Origin of the sequence: Micromonospora sp. NPDC049004 (assembly GCF_040649315.1) — a bacterium.
Lineage (GTDB): Bacteria > Actinomycetota > Actinomycetes > Mycobacteriales > Micromonosporaceae > Micromonospora.
Map to the genome: position 1 here is coordinate 544,865 of NZ_JBEZFG010000001.1, position 19,076 is coordinate 563,940.

The 19,076-nt window shown below is 72.7% G+C and carries 22 protein-coding genes; 16 read left to right on the top strand and 6 right to left on the bottom strand.

Annotation, left to right across the window (positions count from 1 at the left end; genetic code table 11):
* Window positions 1-22 precede the first annotated feature (22 nt).
* Together AB0B97_RS02330 and AB0B97_RS02335 are read right to left on the bottom strand one after the other, a co-directional pair.
* Window positions 23-1,198 (bottom strand): low temperature requirement protein A, encoded by a 1,176-nt coding sequence (locus tag AB0B97_RS02330; RefSeq protein ID WP_357489977.1) that lies wholly within the window; start codon window positions 1,196-1,198, stop codon window positions 23-25.
* Window positions 1,199-1,267: 69 nt separating this feature from the next.
* Window positions 1,268-1,687, bottom strand: a complete 420-nt coding sequence (locus AB0B97_RS02335) for a hypothetical protein (protein WP_357489979.1) — start codon at window positions 1,685-1,687, stop codon at window positions 1,268-1,270.
* Between the two features lie 188 nt (window positions 1,688-1,875).
* Here AB0B97_RS02335 and AB0B97_RS02340 point away from each other — a divergent pair, with 188 nt between their 5' ends.
* On the top strand, window positions 1,876-2,961 hold the full coding sequence (locus AB0B97_RS02340; RefSeq protein ID WP_357489981.1) for an S-(hydroxymethyl)mycothiol dehydrogenase: 1,086 nt from the start codon (window positions 1,876-1,878) through the stop codon (window positions 2,959-2,961).
* The gene (locus AB0B97_RS02345; protein ID WP_357489983.1) at window positions 2,961-3,590 is read left to right on the top strand and encodes an MBL fold metallo-hydrolase; all 630 of its coding nucleotides are present in this window, start codon (window positions 2,961-2,963) and stop codon (window positions 3,588-3,590) included. Before AB0B97_RS02340 ends, AB0B97_RS02345 begins: the two co-directional genes overlap by 1 nt.
* A 7-nt stretch (window positions 3,591-3,597) precedes the next feature.
* Here AB0B97_RS02345 and tsaA read toward each other — a convergent pair whose 3' ends face one another.
* Window positions 3,598-4,026: a tRNA (N6-threonylcarbamoyladenosine(37)-N6)-methyltransferase TrmO gene (tsaA, locus tag AB0B97_RS02350; RefSeq protein WP_357489985.1), complete on the bottom strand. Its 429-nt coding sequence runs from the start codon at window positions 4,024-4,026 to the stop codon at window positions 3,598-3,600.
* A gap of 53 nt (window positions 4,027-4,079) precedes the next feature.
* Here tsaA and AB0B97_RS02355 point away from each other — a divergent pair, with 53 nt between their 5' ends.
* The 3 genes from AB0B97_RS02355 to AB0B97_RS02365 all read left to right on the top strand — a co-directional run bounded on the left by AB0B97_RS02355 (window position 4,080) and on the right by AB0B97_RS02365 (window position 6,569).
* A complete protein-coding gene (locus tag AB0B97_RS02355; protein WP_357489987.1) occupies window positions 4,080-4,538 on the top strand; it encodes a VOC family protein in 459 nt (152 codons plus the stop codon).
* On the top strand, window positions 4,522-5,631 hold the full coding sequence (locus AB0B97_RS02360; protein WP_357489989.1) for a DUF3626 domain-containing protein: 1,110 nt from the start codon (window positions 4,522-4,524) through the stop codon (window positions 5,629-5,631). The genes AB0B97_RS02355 and AB0B97_RS02360 overlap by 17 nt, the downstream gene beginning before the upstream one ends.
* 221 nt (window positions 5,632-5,852) lie before the next feature.
* The gene (locus AB0B97_RS02365; RefSeq protein ID WP_234590002.1) at window positions 5,853-6,569 is read left to right on the top strand and encodes a hypothetical protein; all 717 of its coding nucleotides are present in this window, start codon (window positions 5,853-5,855) and stop codon (window positions 6,567-6,569) included.
* Between the two features lie 85 nt (window positions 6,570-6,654).
* On the opposite strand, the gene AB0B97_RS02370 is transcribed toward AB0B97_RS02365, so the two are convergent.
* A complete protein-coding gene (locus AB0B97_RS02370; protein ID WP_357489991.1) occupies window positions 6,655-8,088 on the bottom strand; it encodes a hypothetical protein in 1,434 nt (477 codons plus the stop codon).
* Window positions 8,089-8,340: 252 nt separating this feature from the next.
* Here AB0B97_RS02370 and AB0B97_RS02375 point away from each other — a divergent pair, with 252 nt between their 5' ends.
* The 5 genes from AB0B97_RS02375 to AB0B97_RS02395 all read left to right on the top strand — a co-directional run bounded on the left by AB0B97_RS02375 (window position 8,341) and on the right by AB0B97_RS02395 (window position 13,609).
* Window positions 8,341-8,652, top strand: coding sequence for a MazG-like family protein (locus AB0B97_RS02375; RefSeq protein WP_357489993.1), 312 nt, complete (start codon window positions 8,341-8,343; stop codon window positions 8,650-8,652).
* A 626-nt stretch (window positions 8,653-9,278) separates the two neighbouring features.
* Entirely contained in the window at window positions 9,279-9,842 is a 564-nt protein-coding gene (locus AB0B97_RS02380; RefSeq protein ID WP_357489995.1) for a hypothetical protein, read from the top strand.
* Between the two features lie 648 nt (window positions 9,843-10,490).
* On the top strand, window positions 10,491-11,267 hold the full coding sequence (locus tag AB0B97_RS02385) for a hypothetical protein (protein ID WP_357489997.1): 777 nt from the start codon (window positions 10,491-10,493) through the stop codon (window positions 11,265-11,267).
* A gap of 516 nt (window positions 11,268-11,783) precedes the next feature.
* A complete protein-coding gene (locus AB0B97_RS02390) occupies window positions 11,784-12,755 on the top strand; it encodes a pirin family protein (protein ID WP_357489999.1) in 972 nt (323 codons plus the stop codon).
* A 185-nt stretch (window positions 12,756-12,940) separates the two neighbouring features.
* On the top strand, window positions 12,941-13,609 hold the full coding sequence (locus AB0B97_RS02395) for a hypothetical protein (protein WP_357490001.1): 669 nt from the start codon (window positions 12,941-12,943) through the stop codon (window positions 13,607-13,609).
* 286 nt (window positions 13,610-13,895) lie between these two features.
* Here AB0B97_RS02395 and AB0B97_RS02400 read toward each other — a convergent pair whose 3' ends face one another.
* Window positions 13,896-14,564 (bottom strand): DUF1345 domain-containing protein, encoded by a 669-nt coding sequence (locus tag AB0B97_RS02400; protein ID WP_357490003.1) that lies wholly within the window; start codon window positions 14,562-14,564, stop codon window positions 13,896-13,898.
* A 42-nt stretch (window positions 14,565-14,606) separates the two neighbouring features.
* Window positions 14,607-14,879 (bottom strand): DUF2795 domain-containing protein, encoded by a 273-nt coding sequence (locus tag AB0B97_RS02405; RefSeq protein WP_234588572.1) that lies wholly within the window; start codon window positions 14,877-14,879, stop codon window positions 14,607-14,609.
* A gap of 203 nt (window positions 14,880-15,082) precedes the next feature.
* Between AB0B97_RS02405 and AB0B97_RS02410 the strand changes: the two genes are divergently transcribed.
* From AB0B97_RS02410 to AB0B97_RS02435, 6 genes are all read left to right on the top strand, one after another.
* On the top strand, window positions 15,083-15,493 hold the full coding sequence (locus AB0B97_RS02410) for a DUF2267 domain-containing protein (RefSeq protein ID WP_357490005.1): 411 nt from the start codon (window positions 15,083-15,085) through the stop codon (window positions 15,491-15,493).
* Window positions 15,494-15,713: 220 nt separating this feature from the next.
* Window positions 15,714-16,736 carry a TerC/Alx family metal homeostasis membrane protein gene (locus AB0B97_RS02415; RefSeq protein ID WP_357490006.1) on the top strand — a complete coding sequence of 341 codons (1,023 nt, stop codon included), beginning with the start codon at window positions 15,714-15,716 and terminating at the stop codon, window positions 16,734-16,736.
* Window positions 16,737-16,812: 76 nt separating this feature from the next.
* Window positions 16,813-17,412 (top strand): sulfite oxidase-like oxidoreductase, encoded by a 600-nt coding sequence (locus tag AB0B97_RS02420; protein WP_234588575.1) that lies wholly within the window; start codon window positions 16,813-16,815, stop codon window positions 17,410-17,412.
* 7 nt (window positions 17,413-17,419) lie between these two features.
* Window positions 17,420-18,184 carry a ferredoxin reductase gene (locus AB0B97_RS02425; protein ID WP_234588624.1) on the top strand — a complete coding sequence of 255 codons (765 nt, stop codon included), beginning with the start codon at window positions 17,420-17,422 and terminating at the stop codon, window positions 18,182-18,184.
* A gap of 83 nt (window positions 18,185-18,267) precedes the next feature.
* On the top strand, window positions 18,268-18,561 hold the full coding sequence (locus AB0B97_RS02430; RefSeq protein ID WP_234588577.1) for a DUF6510 family protein: 294 nt from the start codon (window positions 18,268-18,270) through the stop codon (window positions 18,559-18,561).
* A 41-nt stretch (window positions 18,562-18,602) separates the two neighbouring features.
* The gene (locus AB0B97_RS02435; protein WP_357490008.1) at window positions 18,603-19,022 is read left to right on the top strand and encodes a hypothetical protein; all 420 of its coding nucleotides are present in this window, start codon (window positions 18,603-18,605) and stop codon (window positions 19,020-19,022) included.
* Window positions 19,023-19,076 lie beyond the last annotated feature (54 nt).

The following is a 19,076-nucleotide window of genomic DNA, read 5'->3' on the forward strand; positions in this document are numbered from 1 at the left end:
CGACCTCTGATCCAGATCGGAATCAGGCCCGGCGCGTCGCAGGCGCCCCGCTGTCGCGTTCGCGCAGCAGCACCGTCAGGGTCACGAGGGCGACGAGCAACACCGCGAGCACCTGCACCGGGGCCGGGCCCAGCGGCACGAGCAGCGCCAGCAGTGCGACGACCGGATAGGCGACGACCACCGCGCCGTGCTGCTGGCGGCGCACGAGCAGCACCCAGACGGTCAGCAGGTAGACGGCTGTCGGCACGGCCACCGCGTACGCGGCGGCCGTGCCGGAGACGTGCGCGAGGTGCCGCTCGTGGTCCACCACCACGGGCAGCCCCGCTCCGACCGCGGCGATCGCCCCGAAGATCAGATAGTGGCCGTAACCCCAGATGAGCGAGTACGGCAACCGGTCCGGCGCGTCCACCGGACGGTCGAAGTAGAGCCACCAGAGCGCGAACACGATGAGCGCGCCCGCCGCCGCGAGCGCCCAGAGACCGTGGTCGCCCGCGTCGAGCCCGGTCTGGATCGCCACCGAGATCGCCAGCACCGCCTCGCCGAGCACGATCAGCGTGAACAGTCCGTACCGCTCGCCGATGTGCCCCGGGTGCCACGGCGTCATCCCCGGACGCTCGGCCACCGCCGGCACCAGCAGATCGGCGAGCGCCAGCAGCACGAACGCCCCGATGCCCCAACCGTCGGGCAGCGCCAGCCGCAGCAGCCAGCCGAGCTGCACGACTGTCACGCCTATCGCGTAGCGGCGTGCCGCCGCCCGGTGCGCCGGATCGCCGGCGGCTGCCCGGATCCACTGTGTGACAGCGGCCAGCCGCATCACCACGTACCCGTAGGTGATGACGGTGAAGTCGCCGTCGGTGAAGGCCCGGGGCACCCCGGCCGCCAGGATCAACGCCCCGGTGATCTGCACCAGCGTCGTGATCCGGTAGACGTCGTCGTCGGTGTCGTACGCCGAGGCGAACCAGGTGAAGTTCATCCACGACCACCAGATCGCGAAGAACACCATCAGGTAGCTGGTCAGCGCGTGGGCGAGGTGACCCTCGGCGACGTCGTGGTGCAGGCTGGTCGCCGCCTGCGCCACGGCCACCACGAAACACAGGTCGAAGAAGAGCTCCAGCGGGGTGGCCGCGCGGTGCGGCTCGTCGCGGCGGCGGGGCCTCATCGGCCGGTAGAACGGTCGCACCGAACGACTGTGGGTCACCGCAGCTCCTCAGACCGACCGCCGGGTCGCCCACACGATAACGGGTCGCGGCGGCGCGATTCGCCCAGGTCAGCCGCGCCGGCGGCCGTGGGTCAACCCCTCCAGCACCAGGGTCAGGCCGGCCCCGACCAACCAGACGTCCTTGGCCAGCCCCGCGCCCTGCTGTGTCGGCCGTACGCTGCCGGGCTCGCGCATCCCGGGCGTCTTCAGGTACAGCTGCACGAGGCCCGCGCCGAACGCGGTCAGGCCGAGCCCCACCAGGGGCGCCGGGACGAACGGCGCGAGCAGCGCGGCCCCCAGGGCGATCTCGGAGTACGACAGCAGCTTGGCGAACCGTGGCGGCTCCAACTGACCGAGCTGCGGCATCGCCGCCACCGCCATCCCGTGCATGGCCTGCGCGGCCTCGCCCTCCAGGTTCCGCTTGCCCAGACCCGAGTTGAGGAAGTACGCCCCGATGGTGACGCGCAGCGGCAGGTGCGCGAGTTTCATGATCACTCCCGGTGGTCGTGGTCCGAATTGTGGCCCGCGTACCCGGCGTGACAGCTGATAACCGCACCGCCCGGCCGACTGGGCCGACAGTGGTGATCGGGGTAGGTTCGCCAGGGGCCCACCGCCGAGCCCGGTTCATCCGCCCGCCCGGTGTCCGGCCCCGCCGTACACCACCAGCAGGAGGCGAAGTGAGCCAGCAAGTCCGGGGAGTCATCTCCCGCAGCAAGGGCGCACCGGTCGAGGTCACCACCATCGTGGTGCCCGATCCCGGCCCCGGTGAGGCGATCGTCCGGATCCAGTCCTGCGGGGTCTGCCACACCGACCTGCACTACCGCGAGGGCGGCATCAACGACGACTACCCGTTCCTGCTCGGGCACGAGGCGGCGGGCGTCGTCGAGCAGGTGGGCGACGGCGTCACCGACGTCGCCCCGGGCGACTTCGTGGTGCTCAACTGGCGGGCCGTCTGCGGCGTCTGCCGGGCCTGCCGTCGGGGCCGGCCCTGGTACTGCTTCAACACCCACAACGCCGCGCAGCGGATGACGCTCACCGACGGCACGGAACTCACCCCGGCGCTGGGCATCGGCGCGTTCGCCGAGAAGACGCTGGTGCACGCCGGTCAGTGCACGAAGGTGGACCCGGCCGCGCGGCCGGCAGCGGTGGGCCTGCTCGGCTGCGGCGTGATGGCCGGGCTGGGCGCGGCGATGAACACCGGCAACGTGACCCGCGGCGACTCGGTGGCGGTGATCGGCTGCGGCGGCGTCGGGGACGCCGCGGTCGCCGGCGCGGCCCTCGCCGGCGCCACCACGATCGTCGCGGTGGACACCGACAGCCGCAAGCTGGACTGGGCCCGACAGTTCGGCGCGACGCACACCGTGAACGCCTCCGAGACCGACCCGGTCGAGGCCATCCGCGCCGCCACCGGCGGCTTCGGGGCCGACGTGGTGATCGACGCGGTGGGGCGACCGGAGACCTGGAAGCAGGCCTTCTACGCCCGGGACCTGGCCGGCACTGTCGTGCTGGTCGGCGTTCCGACCCCGCAGATGCGCATCGAGCTGCCGCTGCTGGACGTCTTCGGGCGCGGCGGCGCGCTCAAGTCCAGCTGGTACGGCGACTGCCTGCCCAGCCGGGACTTCCCGATGCTCACCGAGCTGTACCTGCAGGGCCGTCTCGACCTGGACGCCTTCGTCACCGAGGAGATCGCTCTGGACCAGGTCGAGAACGCGTTCGACCGGATGCACCACGGCGACGTGCTCCGCTCGGTGGTGGTGTTCTGATGGCCGTCCGGGTTGACCACGCGGTCACCTCCGGCACGTTCTCGCTCGACGGGCAGACGTTCGAGGTGGACAACAACGTCTGGGTGATCGGCGACGACGACGAGTGCGTCATCATCGACGCGCCGCACGACGTGCCAACGATCCTCGCGCTGGTGGGAGGTCGCCGGGTCCGGGCGATCCTGGCCACCCACGGGCACGACGACCACGTACGGGTGGCGCCCGAACTGGCCGAGGCCACCGGCGCTCCGGTGCTGCTGCACGACGCCGACCGGGTGCTCTGGGACCTGGTCCACCCCCAGTTGCCGCCGCACGGCGAGGTGCGGGACGGGCAGAGCATCGAGGTGGCCGGCACCCCGCTGTGGGTGCTGCACACCCCCGGGCACAGCCCCGGTGCGTGCAGCTTCTACGCCCCGGAGCTGGGGGCGGTGTTCACCGGCGACACCCTGTTTCATTCAGGACCGGGCGCGACCGGGCGCTCGTACAGCGACTTCGACACCATCATCGAGTCGATCCGCACCCGGTTGCTGACCCTGCCCGCGGAGACTGTCGTGCACACCGGGCACGGCGACGACACCACGATCGGCGCGGAGGCCCCGCACCTGCCGGAGTGGCTGGCCCGCGGTCACTGACGGCGGCTCAGCGTTCGTCGGGTGGGCCGAGCACCGGCTTGACGTCCAGGACGGGGGTGCCGTCGAGGGCCTCCAGGTCGGCCACCTCGACGCGCAACCCGTCCATCGCCAGCACCCGCACCCGGTGCAGGCCGATCGGGTTGGGCCGGTGCGGGGAGCGGGTGCTGAACACGCCGGTGCGCGCACGGGTCTCGTCGCCGCGCGGGTGCACGGTCAGCACGTCGCGCCGGGCGCGGTCCAACCAGGTCAGCACCAGCAGCTCCGCGCCGGCCGACAGGTCGGCCAGAGCCTGCTCGACCTGCGGGTCGAAGATCAGCCACGCGGTGGGCGCACCCTCATCGCCCTGCCGGGGCGCGCTCGCCGCGTCGGTCAGCGGCGAGGCCACCCGACCGACCGGACGCACCACGTACGCGTCGTCGCCATCCGTCTCGACCATCGTCGCTCCCTTCCGGACGGTGTTCAGCCTAGGGCGTTGTTAGGATCCGGCGCATGGCCGCCGAGCACCAGGTTCCCGTCGTCCGTCAGCTGCGCCTCGTGGTGGAGGCGGCCGACCACGAGGCCGCGGTGGCGTTCTACCGGGACGCCCTCGGTCTGCCCGAGGAGGCGGCGTTCACCGGTGACGGCGACGCCCGCGTGGTGATCCTGGACGCCGGTCGGGCCACCCTGGAGATCGCCAACCCGGCGCAGAAGCGGATGATCGACGAGGTCGAGGTGGGCCGGCAGGTCGCGCCGCGCATCCGGGTGGCCTTCGAGGTCGACGACACGCGGGCGACCACGGCCCGGCTGGTCGCCGCCGGGGCGAGCGAGATCGCGCCGCCGACGCGTACGCCCTGGCAGTCGCTGAACTCGCGCCTGGACGCCCCGGCGGACCTGCAGATCACCGTCTTCGAGGAGCTGGGCGCACCGCCGGAGCGCGCCGTGGACCCCGGACATGACGGCGACGTCTGAGCGACGGCTCCGCGCCGCACTCACCCCGGCGCAGGCGGCTGCCCTCGCGTACGTGCGGTCGTCGGCGGTGGTCGAGCGTCCCGCGGCGCTCGCCGCGATCGAGCGGCACCTCGTCGCGGCCGATGGCGGCCACCGGCCGGACCTGCTGCTCGCCGCGGCTGCCCACCGTGGTCGGCTTACCGTCAACTTCCACCCCGATCGCCTGTGCGCCGACGGGCGTTCCGTCGCGGCGGCGCTGGCCGAGGACGGGGTGTACCGCAGTCAGTTCGTCACCGGGATCTCCAACGGCGGCCTCACCGCGTATCCCGGTGGCGATCGGGACCGGTGGGAGCACCGGATGTTCGGCGGCGCGTACCAGCGGCCCGGGGTGGCCCCGGCGGAGCGACCCACGTACGGCGGGATCAACCTGCTCGACCACGCGGACGGCGCCTGTCCCCGCTTCGGCTCCTGTCACCTGCGGCTGCGTCCGGCGGTGTGGGGCCGGGCGACCTTCTGCCTCGGCGACAGCCACCTCGGTCCGGACGTGGTGGGCACGGCGGACGCCTTCGAGGGGGTGTTCGCCGGGCTGCTGGCCGGCGTCGCCGGCACCGGCGAGTGCCTGGGACGGGCCGGGATGGACGTCGCCTCCCTGGCCCGGACGCTGCTGGAGGCGCCGAGCGCGCCGGCCACCCTCGGGCGCGCGCTCGACGACTACGTGGAGGCCCAGATCCACGGCCCGCTCGACCTCGCGCACGATGTCGAGGAACTGGTGGTGGATCCGTCGTTCGCCGGCACCCCGACCGGGGCGGCGCTGGAATCAACCGCCCGGCGGTACGGTTTTCCGCTGCGCTGGCACAGCGGTTTCGCGCTGGCCGTCGACCGGGTTGACGCCGAGTTCCGGGGGCCCGCGATCCCGGTGCTCGCGGCACGCCTGCACCGGGAGTTCGCCCGCCCGGGCACGCCGGTGGACGCGGTGCTGATCGGTCGGGGCGCCGTGTCGGTGGTCACCGAGCCGCAGCGGTGGGCGGACCGGGGCCCGATCGCTGACACCCTGCAGCACCTCAAGCAGCTCTGGCATGTTCTCGTCCGGTTCGGCACGGCCCACCGCGGTTGACCCGGCCGGGTGGATCGTCCCATTTCGCCGTCTGAAGGGTCTGCCATCCGATTCTCGGAGTGACCGGGACCGCAGGCGCCCACGCCTCGGGCATTTCCGGAATGACCGACACGTCAACCCGGTTGTGTCCCCCGTACCGCCGGAGCCCAAACCCCTTTCCGCGGTCATCCTCCCGAGGAGCGTTCACCCCGGAGCGCTCCGCACGATCGAAAGGAACCATCGTGAAGGTCGACTTCACTCGATGGCTCCCCGCCATCGCTAAGGACTCGTACCGCAAGACCGCGCTGAGCGTGGTGGGTGTGGCTGCCCTCGGCGGTCTGGCCCTCGCGCCGACCGCGACCGCCGCCCCGGTCACCAGCGGGCCGCACCAGGGCGCTGTCGCCGCCATCGACCTCGCCACCGGCAAGGCCGCCACCTCGGCCAAGCAGCAGAAGGACCAGCCGGTCGAGTCCGGGCTGACCACCGGCTCCGCCACCGGCAAGCCGCCGGCCGGCAAGCCGAGCCGCGACGAGTTGATCCCGCACGGCATCGAGGGCGCCCAGTCGCGCATCCCGCTCGACGACGCGCAGCTCGCCAACGCCCGGGCGATCGTGGACGCGGCCAAGAAGACAGGCGTCGGCGACCGTGGCGCGGTCATCGGCGTCGCCACCTCGTTGCAGGAGTCGAAGCTCTACAACCTCGGCCACCTCGGCGCGTACAACGACCACGACTCGCAGGGCCTGTTCCAGCAGCGCCCGTCGTCCGGTTGGGGCACGCCCGACCAGATCACCGACCCGGAGTACGCGGCCACAGCGTTCTTCAGCGCGCTGAAGAACGTGGGCGGCTGGCAGGACCTGCCGCTGACCGCCGCCGCGCAGACCGTGCAGGTCTCCGCCTTCCCCTACGCGTACGCGCAGTGGGAGGAGCAGGCGGCGGACGTCGTCCAGCAGCTCTGGTGACACGACACGCACACACACGCCGGCCGGCCCCCATCTCGGGAGCCGGCCGGCGTCGTCGTGTCAGCGCTGTCCGGACGGCGCTGCCTCAGCAGGGCGCGTACAGGCGGCGGGTGCCGACCCCGGCGGCGTACGCGGCCCGGTCGCTGAACCGGCAGCCGTAGTCGGGTCGGGCCACCACCGCCGGATCGGTCACCGTGTCGCCGGCCGGGCGCTTGCCGGTGCGTACCCAGGACACCAGGTCGTCCCAGGCGGCGCCGGCCTCGGCCGGGCTGAACTCGCAGTGCTGCGCGGCCCGGATGGCCCGCTGCACCACCAGCCGGCCACGACCGTGCCGTGCCACGTCGGTGGCGTACGCCTGCTCCATGCTGAACGGCACGAACATGTCGCCCAGGTCGTGCAGGCTGACCACTGGCGCGCTCGGCCGCCCGGCGATCTTCGGCACCTCGGTCAGCGTCGGCAGGAGTCGCTGCACGACGTTCTCCGGAGCCACCCGCTGCACCGACGAGTTGACGTCGACGGGGCTGTTCGGGCTGTAGCGGGTCAGCAGGTTGGTCGAGATCTGGCTGGGCCGCTGAGCGGGGGAGTCGCCGCCGTCGGTCACCGCGATGGAGAAGAGGAAGTCCTTCCAGACCGCGAAGGCCGCCTCCGCGCCGGGCCGTGGCCCGCCCGAACGGTTCACGGTGATGGCCCGCAACTGCTTGCCCCGATCGTTGGTGGTGTCCGGCCCGGTCGGCGTGAGACCCGCCAGCCCGAGCGCCACCTGGATGCGGGGCACGGCGTTGCTGAGGTAGTCGGCCGGCGTCGGGTAGGCCGGCACACCGGCGAGGGTCTGCGCGACCAGGTTGTAGTCCAGATAGAAGTCCAGCAACGTCTGGTCACCGAGCACGCCGCACATGGGCAGCGCCCCGTCGTAGTAGCCCGGATACTGTTCCAACGAGCGCCCGATGACGTACCCGCCCATCGACACCCCCGCCAGGTAGGTGCGGTGAGGTCTGCGCACCGTCCGCCCGAAGTGGTCGGCGAGGTCCCTCGTGCTCAGCACACCGGAGCGGATGTCGAAGCCGTTGCGGTCGTACGACGACGACGCCCACGCGTATCCCTGGGCCAGCAGCCGCTGGCGCAGCTCGAAGGCCGGCGACTCCGGCGAGAGCACCGTGCCCTGGCCGCGGTAGCCGTGCGCCCACACCACCAGGTCGCCGTTCCACCGGGCGGGAACCTCGATGATGTACGCGGCGTGCCGGTGCACGCCCTGGCGTACCGTCGTCGGCTTGCCGGCCACCACCAGCGGCGCCAGCGGCGGATTCTGGAAGGTGTAGCCGGGCAGCGGCTGGTCGCCGGAGGGGTCGTGGCCGGCGGTGCTGGGCGCGGCGCCGGTGGTGTTGGGTGCGGCGGTGTTGGCTGCGGCGGCGGTGGGTGCGGCGGCGGCGGTGGGTGCGGCGCCGAGCAGCCCGACGGCCAGGGTCAGTGTCGCGGTGGCGGCGATCAGGGGGCGGAGCCTGCGAACGGGTACGGACAGCATCGATGCTCCCCATCGGACGGATGTCGCCTGCGGGGGCGACCAGGCGGGACGGTTGCCTACCGGCCGGTAGCGCCCTGAACCTAGGACTGCCGTCGACCGGAGTCAATGGCTGAACTGACCGACCAGTCAGACAGCCGGTGCGGCCCGCGCGTCCCGACCGTGCGGGCTGCGCCCTTACCGTGCCCCCGGGTGCGCCCCGACCGTGCGGCCCGGGTGTGTGACCGGCCGGGGCGGTCGGGTTGACTGGTCGCCGTGGACGACTCGATCTGGGCGGCGGCCCGGTCTGCGCGGAGCTGGCTGGACGCGGCGAACGGCACCGGGCAGACGGAACTGACCTGCCGCATCCTGAAGCTCACCGAGGAGGCGGGGGAGGCGTCAGCCGCCTGGATCGGTCTGCTCGGGCAGAATCCGCGCAAGGGTGTCACCCACACCCGCGAGGACGTGGCGGCCGAGTTGGCCGACGTGGTGTTCACCGCGCTCGTAGCCATCGAGAGCCTCGGGCTCGACGCGCAGACCGTTGTGGGGGCCTGTGCGGAAAAGGTCCGCTCTCGCCTGGAAGGCTGACGCCATCCGACCTCCATGATCCACTCGACTTCATGGAAACCGGGGTATCAGCCGAGTCCGAATACCCCGGTTTCACGTAACCCGAGTGGATCATCCCGTGGCCCTTCCCAACCGCCCGCGTCGCTGTGCCCGACTGGGCGGGATGTCCGTTTCTGGGCGGTCGTTGGGTGGTGACCGGTCGCACCCGTGGGCCGGAATCGTGGCGGGCCGGGGGTCGTTACATACCCTGACGATCGCAGGACCACGGCCACCCCCGCCCGCTCGACCGGGCTGGGAATGGCCGACGCGGCCGGGTCGTTGCAGACCCCCGAACAACCCGTGGCCCCGCCCCCTGGGCCCCGGTGAGGGCCCGGGAATGACCCCGGATGGCCGGCCGTTACACCCGGTCCGGACGCCGCGAGCCCCGCTTGCGGGCCGCCGGGAATGACCGCGGATCGCGGGTCGTTACACCCGGTCCCGGCGCCACGAGCCCCGCTCGCAAGGTCGCCGCGCCGCGAGCCCCCGGCTCGCAGGCCCCCAAACTTTCCCCTTGTTTTGTGCAGCGCCGGACGAGGTGCTCACACCCCACGTCACCGACCCCCCTTGGTGGTGCGTGTGGTGTTCCTACCCCCGAAGGAGCTACCCCCATGAACACGATCTTCCGTAAGAGCATGCTGTCTGTTGCCGGTCTCGCGTTCGCCGGTGGTGTCTTCGCCGGCCCGATCGCCGCGCACGCCAACCCCGTCGACGCCAAGCCCACCGCCGCCGCCGCGGTGCAGTCGGCGGCGCCGAAGCCGCAGGGCGCGCAGTCGCACATCGACTTGAACGGTGAGCAGACCGCCAACGTCAAGGCGATCATCGCCGCGACGAAGAAGGCCGGCCTGCCCGAGCGGGCCGCGGTCATCTCGATCGCGACGAGCCTGCAGGAGTCCAAGCTGGAGAACCTGGGTCACCTCGGCGACGCCAACGACCACGACTCGCTGGGCCTGTTCCAGCAGCGCCCGACCAGTGGTTGGGGCACGCCGGAGCAGATCACCAACCCGGAGTACTCCACGACCGCGTTCCTCAAGGGCCTGCGTCAGGTTGACGGCTGGCAGGACATGCCCCTGACCGACGCCGCGCAGACCGTGCAGGTCTCGGCCTACCCGGACGCGTACGCCCAGTGGGAGCAGCAGGCCACCGACCTCGTCGCCCAGCACTGGAACAGCTGACCCACCGCACCGACCGATGGCCGGCACCCGACAACGGGTGCCGGCCATCGGCGTACCTGGCCGGCACCCCGAAACCGGGGTGCCGGCCATCGGCACACCCAACCCCGCCCACTGACCTGGCCGCCACCTCGAAACCGGGGGCCGGCCAGCGGCATAGCCAGCTTCGCCAGAGTGACCGGCCGCCCCCGCACATCCACCGCTGCAGTTCCGATGAACGGCGTTGTCGGCCTGCGTGACGGTGAATCTTGGACAGTTTCCGTTAGCAGCTAACGGAAACTGTCCAAGATTCACCGATGCGACGTAGCGGAGCGGCGTGGTTGGCGCGGAGTGATCCGATCGGCGGGCGGGTACGTACCTCCCGGCGGGGACCGGCGGAAGGGCAGAGGCATGGCCGCAGTGGGTGACGGCACCGAGCACCAGGCAGAACACGAACCGGGGCAGCAACCAACCCACCCGGCGGCGGCGCGCTCGGCGGTGGCGCAACCGGCGGCGCGGTCGGGGGTGGAGCGTCCGGCCGCAGCTCGGCCGGAGTGCGAGGGCGGCTCGGCTCGGCCCGCCTCCGACGCAGGGCGCCGGTCGTAGACGGAGCCGCGACCACCGGAAGCCGACGCCGCACCGGGGCGCTGGTCGGTCGGTGCCCGGCTGCTGTTGGCCGCCGCGGCTGTGGTGCTGGTTCTCGGGGCCTCGGCGGTGGTGGTCATCGTCGCCGACCCCTACCGTCTCGGCCAGACCTACTCTGGCGCACCCGACGGCGTCCACCCGGACGGCAGCCGACGGGACGCTACCCGGCCGGATGCGGCAGCGGCCGCCGAGCAGACGATGACGACGCCGCTGGCGGGGCGACAGAAGGCCACCTTCGTGCTGGCGGACGGGTTGTCGTCGTTCGACCTTCGGGTGGGCGACCTGGGCGACGACCTCTATCGGATCAGCAGCCCGGCCGGCTCGGGCGTGGCAGTCCGTCCCGTGGTGCAGGGTGAGACCGTCCGGCTCGGGGTGGTGGCCACCGGCACGTCCGAGGGGCGGGCCGCGCGGGTGCTGCTCAGCGAGCGGGTCGCCTGGCGTCTGCGCCTGGAGGGCGGGGTGGGCGAACAGGTGCTTGACCTGGCGCAGGCGCGACTTCTGGGCGTGGACTTCGTCGGCGGCTCCGCCCGCACCGACCTCATCCTGCCGCCGGTGAACGGCGGCACGACGACCGTGCGGCTGACCGGTGGCGTCAACCAGTTCGACATCCGGGTGCCGGGCACTCCACCGGTACGGGTGCGGGCGGGAGCCGGGGCCGGTTCGGTCGCGGTCCGCGACGAGCGTTGGGCCGGGGTCGCCGCGGGTGCGTTGCTGAGTACGCCAGGGTGGGACCGCTCGGCCAACCGGCTCTTCCTTGACCTGGTCGCAGGTGCCGGCACCGTGACGGTGACCGAGTCTCGGTGACCGTCCCGCGACTCGGACGCCGACCAGGTCCGTCGGGCGCCGACCAGGTTCGTCGGGCGCCGACCAGGTTCGTCGGGCGCCGACCAGGTTCGTCGGGCGCCGACCAGGTCCGTCGGACGCCGACGAGGTTCGTCGGAGGCCGACCAGGTCTGTCGGACGCCGGCCGGTGTCGCCGGGCGGTGACGTCGGGGTGCTGGTTGGGGCCGTCGCGCAGTGGCCCGGGCGGGGCAGCGGCCAAAGACGGCGACGTCAGCCGGTGTGGCCGGGGGAGCGGGCCGAATGCGGGGCCGCCGGCGGAGCGGGCCGAACGCGGGGCGGGCTGAATGCGGGGTCACCGGGGCAGCGGGCTGAACGCGGGGCCACCGGGGAGCGGGCCGGGGAGCGGGCCGGATGTCGGGCGGGACTTCGGGCCGCTGCGTGGGACGCCGACCGGCCCGCCCGTGACGTGCTGGGTCGGAGGTCACCCCTGCTGGGAAGCGCCGCTGCCCGGGGAGGGCGCGAGCGTACAGTCGGGCGGTGGAGCGTACCGAATCGATGCTGGCAGAGACCCGACCGCCCGGCGTGGCCGACGTCGATCCCGGCAGCGTGCTGCTGCCGGGCCACGACGTGCCGCTGGGGCGGTACACGACCGTCCGGCGGTTGTTGCCGCAGCGGCCTCGGCGGATGGTCGGCGCGTGGTGCTTCGTGGACCATTTCGGCCCGGACGACGTGGCGCAGCGGCCTGGCATGGAGGTGCCACCGCACCCGCACACGGGCCTGCAGACGGTGACCTGGCTCCTCGACGGCGAGATCATTCACCGCGACAGCCTCGGTAACGTCCAGGCGATCCGGCCCGGCCAGTTGAACGTGATGACCTCCGGGCACGGCATCGCCCACTCGGAGCGGTCGCCGGCCACGCACCCGCCCGTCATGCACGGTGTGCAGCTCTGGGTGGCGCTGCCGGACCCGGCGCGGGCCGGCGCCGCGGACTTCGCCCACCACGCCGACCTGCCCCGGTGGCGCGACGGCGACCTGGACGCGACCCTGCTGGTCGGCGAGTTCGCCGGCCAGCGGTCCCCGGCGGTGGTGCACACCCCGCTGGTGGGCGTGCAGCTCGAGCTAGGTGGGGCGGCGCCGACCACGCTGTCGTTGCGGCCCGATTTCGAGTACGCCCTGCTGGCGATGTCCGGCTCCGCCGAGGCCGCCGGGGTGGGCTTCGAGCCGGGCGCGTTGCTCTACCTGGGTTCGGGTCGGCGCGAGGTGACCGTGCGCGGTGGGGCGGGGGCCCGGCTGTTGCTGCTGGGGGGCACGCCGTTCGAGGAGCCGCTGGTCATGTGGTGGAACTTCGTGGGCCGCTCGCACGAGGAGGTCGCCGCCGCTCGTCAGGACTGGATGGCCGGCCGGCGATTCGGAGTGGTGGCCGACGACGCGGCGTCGCCGCTGCCGGCGCCTGCCCTGCCCACCACCCGGCTCAAGGCGCGCGACCGCACCGGCGGCCTGCACGGCTGACCGGCACGGGCCGGGTCAGGACGCACGCCGGGTCAGGACGCGCGCCGGGACGGGATGCGCGCCGGGACGGGATGCGCGCCGGGCCGGGACGCGCGCCGGGCCGGGACGCGGGCCGGGTCAGGACACGCCGCGCCTGGGCGGGCTGGGGCGGCGGTTGGCCGACGGTGGCGTGGGTAGTCGCCGGCATGGCGACCACTCTGATCACGCCCGTGGAGGACCGCAAACGTCTGGCCCGCCGGCTGGCCGGGAGCGGACGGGGCTTCGCCGAGCAGTACGGCTTCCGCGTGACCAACAATCCGGCGAGCCTGTTCCAGGTGCTCTACCTCGCGGTCCTGCTCGCCCGCCGGGGTGACTTCCGGCGGGCGGTGGACGGCGCGCGGGCGCTGCGCGACGAGGGGTGGGACAGCGCCGCCCGGCTGGCCCGGTCGCTGCACCGGGACCGGGTGCGGGTGTTGCGCGACAGTGGTCAGCGCGGGGACGTCGACGCGTTGGCCGACGTGCTGGGTGATCTGGCCCGGACGGTCGTCGAGCGGTACCGGGGCGACCTGCGCCGGTTGCGTGCGGTCGCCCACCACGAGCCGGCTGCCGAGCGTGCGCTCCTCGCCGACCTGCCCGGGGTGGACGACCAGGTGGTCGACCTGTTTCTGCGCGAGGCACAGGCGCTGTGGCGGGAGGTGGCGCCGGTCGCGGACCGGCGGGCGCTGGCGGCGGCCCGTCGGCTGGGGTTGGGCCGCTCGGCGGATGACCTGGCCGGCTTGGCAAGCGGCGAGTCCGAGCGGCTGGCATGGCTGGTGGGGGCCCTGGCCCGGGTCGATCTGGAGCACCGGTACGCGGAGCTGACCGGGCGTCCCTGACGTGCCCTGGCCCACACTTCGCCAAAAACTGACCGTACGGAGGATGGTCTGTCGTATGGTTGTACCCGGCAGTGCTGACCGCTCGGTTCGAGCGGCCATCCACCGCCTGGTGACCCGCGACCGGTTCGGACGCGGTTCACCGCCTGGACAGGTTTGTGTGGCGCCCCCGGTCGCGGTTCGTGGCCAAGGGGCGCCCGCCTGTCCCGGCGAGGCGCCGCCGTGACGCACGGGCCGCCGCCCGTGACACACAACCGCCGCCGCCCGTGACGCAGCCGGGCGTGAGCGCTCAGCGGGCCAGACCCGCCAGCAGGTTCACCGTGACGGCGATGATGAACGCGCCGAACAGGTACGACACCATCGAGTGCCGCAGCACCGTACGACGCATCTCGTTGCTGGTGAGGTTGGTGTCGGAGACCTGGAACGTCGTCCCGATGGTGAAGGCCACGTACGCGAAGTCCGAGTACCGGGGCGGCTCGGGCTGGTTGAAGTTCACCCCGCCGTCGGGGCCCGTGTAGTAGATCCGGGCGTACCGGGCGGCGAACACGGTGTGCACCACCAGCCAGGACAGCACCACGCTGAAGACGCCGAGGCCGCCGTACAGGTCCCGGCGCGGGCCGGGTGGCGCCGCGTGGGCGCTGGCCACGACGAGGCCGACAGCCAGCAGGCTGGCGAGGCAGGCGATCAGCAGCACCACGTCCCGGATGGCCCGGTTGGGATCTTCGTGTACGGCGAGTCGGGCGGTGCGGGTCGCGTCCATCGGCCAGAGTTTGCGCCACACCAGCACCAGCCAGCTCAGCGCGGCGGCGTCCCAGCCAGCCAGCGGGGCGAGCGATGGCGACAGTGTCAGCGCGAAGACGCAGCCGGCGATGGCGCCGACCACCGCCACGACGACGAGCTGCCCCGCCGCCGGGGTGTGCCCGTCCGGGGGGCGGGACAGCGGACCGGTGCGGCTCATCCGCGCCGCCCGCCCGTCGCGGCGGACGCCACCACCGCCGGGTCAGATGCCGCGCAGATGCTGCGACACCCGGTTGTGCTTCTTGTCCCGGGCCTGCGCGGCGCGTTGCGAGGGGCCCACCTCCGGGGCGGCCTCGATGCCTGCGGACCGGGCAACCTCGGTGCCGTTGGCGTAGTCGACGGGCGGCAGGGCGCGCAGCGCCTTGAGCACGTCCGGCGGGGCACCCTCGCGTTCGGCCTCGCGGACCACGTCGTCCTTCTCGGCCGGGTAGTCCAGGCTCGACAGGTACTGCAGGACGTCCGCGTAGCTCGCCATGTCTGGGGCTCCCTCGGGGCATCGATGTGGTCACGACCGGCGGCGGTTACCCGTCCGCCGTCCGGTCACGCCCGGCTCGGCGCAGGAAATCGCCCGGCTGGGCGCAGGAGGTCGCGCTGGTCGTCGCGGGAGATCCGGCGTCGTTTCCACGACGGCGCGGCGGGTACCCGCAGGCGCCGCCGACAAGCCCGAGGGAGTACGCGATGAACTACGACACCTTCGTCGACCAGGTTTCCCAGCGCACTCGGACGTCGTCCGAGCAGGCGGTCGAGTTGACCCGGGCCGTGCTGGAGACGTTCGCCGAGCGGCTGACCGGCGGGGAGGTGCTGGACCTGGCCGCGCAGCTTCCGCAGCCGTTGCAACTGGTGCTCAAGCCCAGCCCGAGCACCGAGCAGGCGGACCGGTTCGGAGCGGCCGAGTTCGTGGCGCGCGTGGCGCTGCGCGCCCGCGTGGAGGAGCCGGCCGCGCGGGACGCCGTCCGGGCGGTGTTCACCACCCTGCGTGAGGCGATCACCGGCGGGGAGTTCGACGACGTGGCGACCCAGTTGCCGCGCGACTACCGGGGCCTCGTGGAGCAGGCGATGGCGCCGGGCGCCACGTTGCGCCGCGCCTGACGACAGTGCCAGAAATCGAGACGCACAGCGGTTGGCCAGGGCAACCATCGACGTCCGGCTTGGCGTGTCGATCGGCCCTGGCCTAACCTTGTCGTGCGAGGGGAGTACTTCCCACGAACCATTCCGGTCAGTACGGCACGCCCGGCGTGCCTCGGGTGGTTGCCCATCTGGTGATGGGTGAAGGAGACCTCGAACATGACACGGTGTTCGAGGAGACCCCATGACCGAATTGTCATATCTAGCCGCTGCGAGTGATCTGTCGTCGGTGGGTACGCCCACCCTCTGGGCGGTGACCATCGCCGGCGTGGTGCTCCTGCTGGTGCTGGACTTCCTGGTGACGCGCAAGCCGCACGAGGTGTCCATGCGCGAGGCGATCGGCTGGTCGGCGTTCTACGTCGCGCTGCCGCTCGCGTTCGGCGGCTGGGTCTGGTCCCGCTACGGCTCCGAGCAGGGCGTGCAGTACCTGACCGGTTACCTCGTCGAGAAGTCCCTCTCGGTCGACAACCTCTTCGTCTTCATGCTGCTGCTGGCCGCATTCGCGGTGCCGGCCGTGCTCGCCCAGCGCGTGCTGCTCTACGGCATCGCCGGCGCTCTGGTGCTGCGGGCGGTCTTCATCGCCCTCGGCGCGGCGGCCCTGCAGACCCTCGACTTCGCCTTCCTGCTCTTCGCGATCATCCTCGTCGCGACGGCGGTGAAGCTGCTGCGCGACGCTCTCTCCGGGCATCAGCAGGAAGTCGACATCAACAAGATGCGCTCGGTGAAGCTGCTGCGCAAGATCATGCCGGTGGTCGACGAGTACCACGGCACCCGGATGACCGTTCGGCAGGGCGCGAAGCGGGCACTCACCCCGTTCGCCCTGGTGGTCGTCGCGGTGCTGGCCACCGACATCGTGTTCGCTGTCGACTCGGTGCCCGCGGTGTACGGCATCACCGAGGACCCGTACCTGGTCTTCGCCACCAACGCGTTCGCGCTGCTCGGCCTGCGGGCGCTCTACTTCGTCCTGCACGCGGCGCTGAGCCGGCTGGTGCACCTCAGCTACGGCCTGGCGACCATCCTGGCGTTCATCGGCCTCAAGCTGGGCCTGCACTGGGCGCACGGCATCTGGCCCAGCGTGCCGCAGATCCCCACCCTGGCCTCGCTCGGCGTGATCATCGGCGTGCTGGCGGTGGTCACCCTGACCAGCCTGCGGGCCACCCGGGGCGGCACGCCCGAGCAGCGCGAGGTCGTCACGGAGCGGCACTGACCGCGCCGCGCCGGGTCGACGAGGGCGTACGCCAGAAAGCCTCCGACCCGGCCGGCCCGGGTGGTACGACTGTGCAATGGGAATCGTGTCACCGGGCTTTCAGGGTCGGCCCCGCTCACAGGAGCCGGCCCTGCCACCCGGTCAGTACCTGACCGAGGACTTTCCGGTGCTGTCGGCCGGCCCGACACCCCGGGTCTCCCTGGACACCTGGGAGTTCGTCATCTCCGCCGAGAACGGCACCGAGTACCGGTGGTCGTGGCAGGAGCTGATGGCGCTGCCGCAGGAGACCCCGATGGTCGACATCCACTGCGTCACCCACTGGTCGAAGCTCGGCACCACCTGGCAGGGCGTCTCCCTGGACACCCTGCTCGACGGCGTGGACACCGGCGCGCACTTCGCGCTCGCCCACTCGTACGGCGGGTACACCACCAACCTGCCGCTTGACGATCTGCGCGGTGGCCGGGCCTGGGTGGCGCACACCTTCGACGGGGCGCCGCTGCCGGCCGAGCACGGCGGCCCGGCGCGGCTGCTGGTGCCGCACCTGTACTTCTGGAAGTCCGCCAAGTGGGTGCGTGGCATCCGGCTCAAGACGATGGACGAGCCGGGGTTCTGGGAGACGGCCGGCTACCACGACTACGGCGACCCGTGGCGCGAACAGCGGTACCAGGGTGACTGAGCGGGCCGTGGCGACGGGCACCCCGGCCCGCGCGCCGATCAAGTGGCAGGTGGCGCGGTTGGTGGAGCGCCGGGTCGAGACGGCGACGGCGCAGACGCTGGTCCTGGAGGTGCCGGACTGGCCGGGGCACCTTCCCGGGCAGCACGTCGACGTGCGGTTGACCGCGCCGGACGGCTACCAGGCCGCCCGGTCGTACTCGATCGCCGGGCCGGCGGTGGACGGCCCCGGCGGCCCGCGTATCGAGGTGACCGTCCAGCGGGTGCCCGACGGTGAGGTGTCGCCGTACCTCATCGACGTCTTCGGCGCCGGCGACCCGGTGGAGGTCCGCGGACCGCTCGGTGGCTGGTTCATCTGGCGGTCGGAGGACACCGCGCCGGTGCAGCTGGTCGCGGGTGGCTCCGGCATCGTGCCGCTGATGGCGATGATCCGGGCGCGGCGGGCGATCGGCAGCAGGGTGCCGTTCCGGCTGATCTACTCGGTGCGTACCGCGGAGGACGTGATCTACGCCGACGAGCTGCGCCGCCGGGTCCGCGACGACTTCGGCCTCGATGTGGCGTACGTCTACACGCGCGAGGCGCCCGACGGTTGGCGCGGCGAGCCGCACCGGATCGGCCTGGCCGACGTGAACACCCACGGTTGGCCGCCGGACCTGGAACCGCAGACGTACGTGTGCGGGCCGACCGGCTTCGTGGAGGCCGTGGCCGATCTGCTGGTCGGGCTGGGCCACCCGTCGCGGCGGATCAAGACCGAACGCTTCGGCCCCACCGGCTGAGAGCCCGCCCGCTGCCTGTCCCGCCCGCTGCCTGTCCCGCCCGCCGCCTGTCCCGCCCGCCGACGCAACGTCGAGGAGACCCGATGACCGAGATGTCGTACCTGGACGGCAACATGCTCGACGGCCCGATGCGCGAGCTGTTCACCGTCGACCTGAGCACCGCGATGGGCCGCTGCGAGAACTGCGGGATGACCGGCTCGATGGCCAGTCTGCACGTCTACTCGCACGCGCCGGGCCTGGTCGCGCGCTGCCCGTCCTGCGAGTCGGTGATGGTGCGCCTGGTCCGCGCACCGGACCGGGCCTGGCTGGACATGCGCGGCGTCACCTACCTCCAGGTGCCGATGCCGATGGAACGGCCGCTTCCCGAGCCGCTCTGACGGGTCACCCGGCGCCCACGCCGCTGCGGCAGACTGGCCGGATGAGCACCGGTCGGTGGCACGGCGTTCCACCGCGGGCCCGGCTTGTCGTGTCGGCGGCCGTCCTGGTCTTCGCCTACGGCACCGTCGTGCACGTGCTGCAGGTGTTCGTCCCCGGGCTCCGGCCGCCGCTCGCCCTGCCCGGGTGGCTCGCCGCCTACTTCGTGTCCCTGACCCTGTGGGATCCGTTGGCGGCGCTGTTGCTGGCGGCTCGCCGTCGGGCGGGGCTCGCGCTGGGCTGCGCCGTGCTGGTGACGGACGCCGCCGCGAACGGGTACGCCAACTACGTGCTCGACCCCGCCGGTGGCGTCACACCGGGCCGGATCGGGCAGGCCGTCATCACCGCCCTCGCGGTCGCCTTCGTCGGGTCCACCCCGTGGCTGGCACGGTGGTTCGTCCGGCCCGCGACACAGCGCCACTGAGCGGAGCCGCCGCTACGGCGCTTCCGCATCCGCCTCGGCCCGGATGGCGCGGAC

Bases quoted from the DNA above. Each gene is read 5' to 3' on its own strand.
- AB0B97_RS02400 (WP_357490003.1), bottom strand. From the start codon at position 14,564: ATGAGCCGCACCGGTCCGCTGTCCCGCCCCCCGGACGGGCACACCCCG.
- AB0B97_RS02345 (WP_357489983.1), top strand. From the start codon at position 2,961: ATGGCCGTCCGGGTTGACCACGCGGTCACCTCCGGCACGTTCTCGCTC.
- AB0B97_RS02430 (WP_234588577.1), top strand. From the start codon at position 18,268: ATGACCGAGATGTCGTACCTGGACGGCAACATGCTCGACGGCCCGATG.
- AB0B97_RS02405 (WP_234588572.1), bottom strand. From the start codon at position 14,879: ATGGCGAGCTACGCGGACGTCCTGCAGTACCTGTCGAGCCTGGACTAC.
- AB0B97_RS02415 (WP_357490006.1), top strand. From the start codon at position 15,714: ATGACCGAATTGTCATATCTAGCCGCTGCGAGTGATCTGTCGTCGGTG.
- AB0B97_RS02370 (WP_357489991.1), bottom strand. From the start codon at position 8,088: ATGCTGTCCGTACCCGTTCGCAGGCTCCGCCCCCTGATCGCCGCCACC.
- AB0B97_RS02335 (WP_357489979.1), bottom strand. From the start codon at position 1,687: ATGAAACTCGCGCACCTGCCGCTGCGCGTCACCATCGGGGCGTACTTC.
- AB0B97_RS02360 (WP_357489989.1), top strand. From the start codon at position 4,522: ATGACGGCGACGTCTGAGCGACGGCTCCGCGCCGCACTCACCCCGGCG.
- AB0B97_RS02410 (WP_357490005.1), top strand. From the start codon at position 15,083: ATGAACTACGACACCTTCGTCGACCAGGTTTCCCAGCGCACTCGGACG.
- AB0B97_RS02395 (WP_357490001.1), top strand. From the start codon at position 12,941: ATGGCGACCACTCTGATCACGCCCGTGGAGGACCGCAAACGTCTGGCC.
- AB0B97_RS02355 (WP_357489987.1), top strand. From the start codon at position 4,080: ATGGCCGCCGAGCACCAGGTTCCCGTCGTCCGTCAGCTGCGCCTCGTG.
- tsaA (WP_357489985.1), bottom strand. From the start codon at position 4,026: ATGGTCGAGACGGATGGCGACGACGCGTACGTGGTGCGTCCGGTCGGT.
- AB0B97_RS02420 (WP_234588575.1), top strand. From the start codon at position 16,813: ATGGGAATCGTGTCACCGGGCTTTCAGGGTCGGCCCCGCTCACAGGAG.
- AB0B97_RS02380 (WP_357489995.1), top strand. From the start codon at position 9,279: ATGAACACGATCTTCCGTAAGAGCATGCTGTCTGTTGCCGGTCTCGCG.
- AB0B97_RS02435 (WP_357490008.1), top strand. From the start codon at position 18,603: ATGAGCACCGGTCGGTGGCACGGCGTTCCACCGCGGGCCCGGCTTGTC.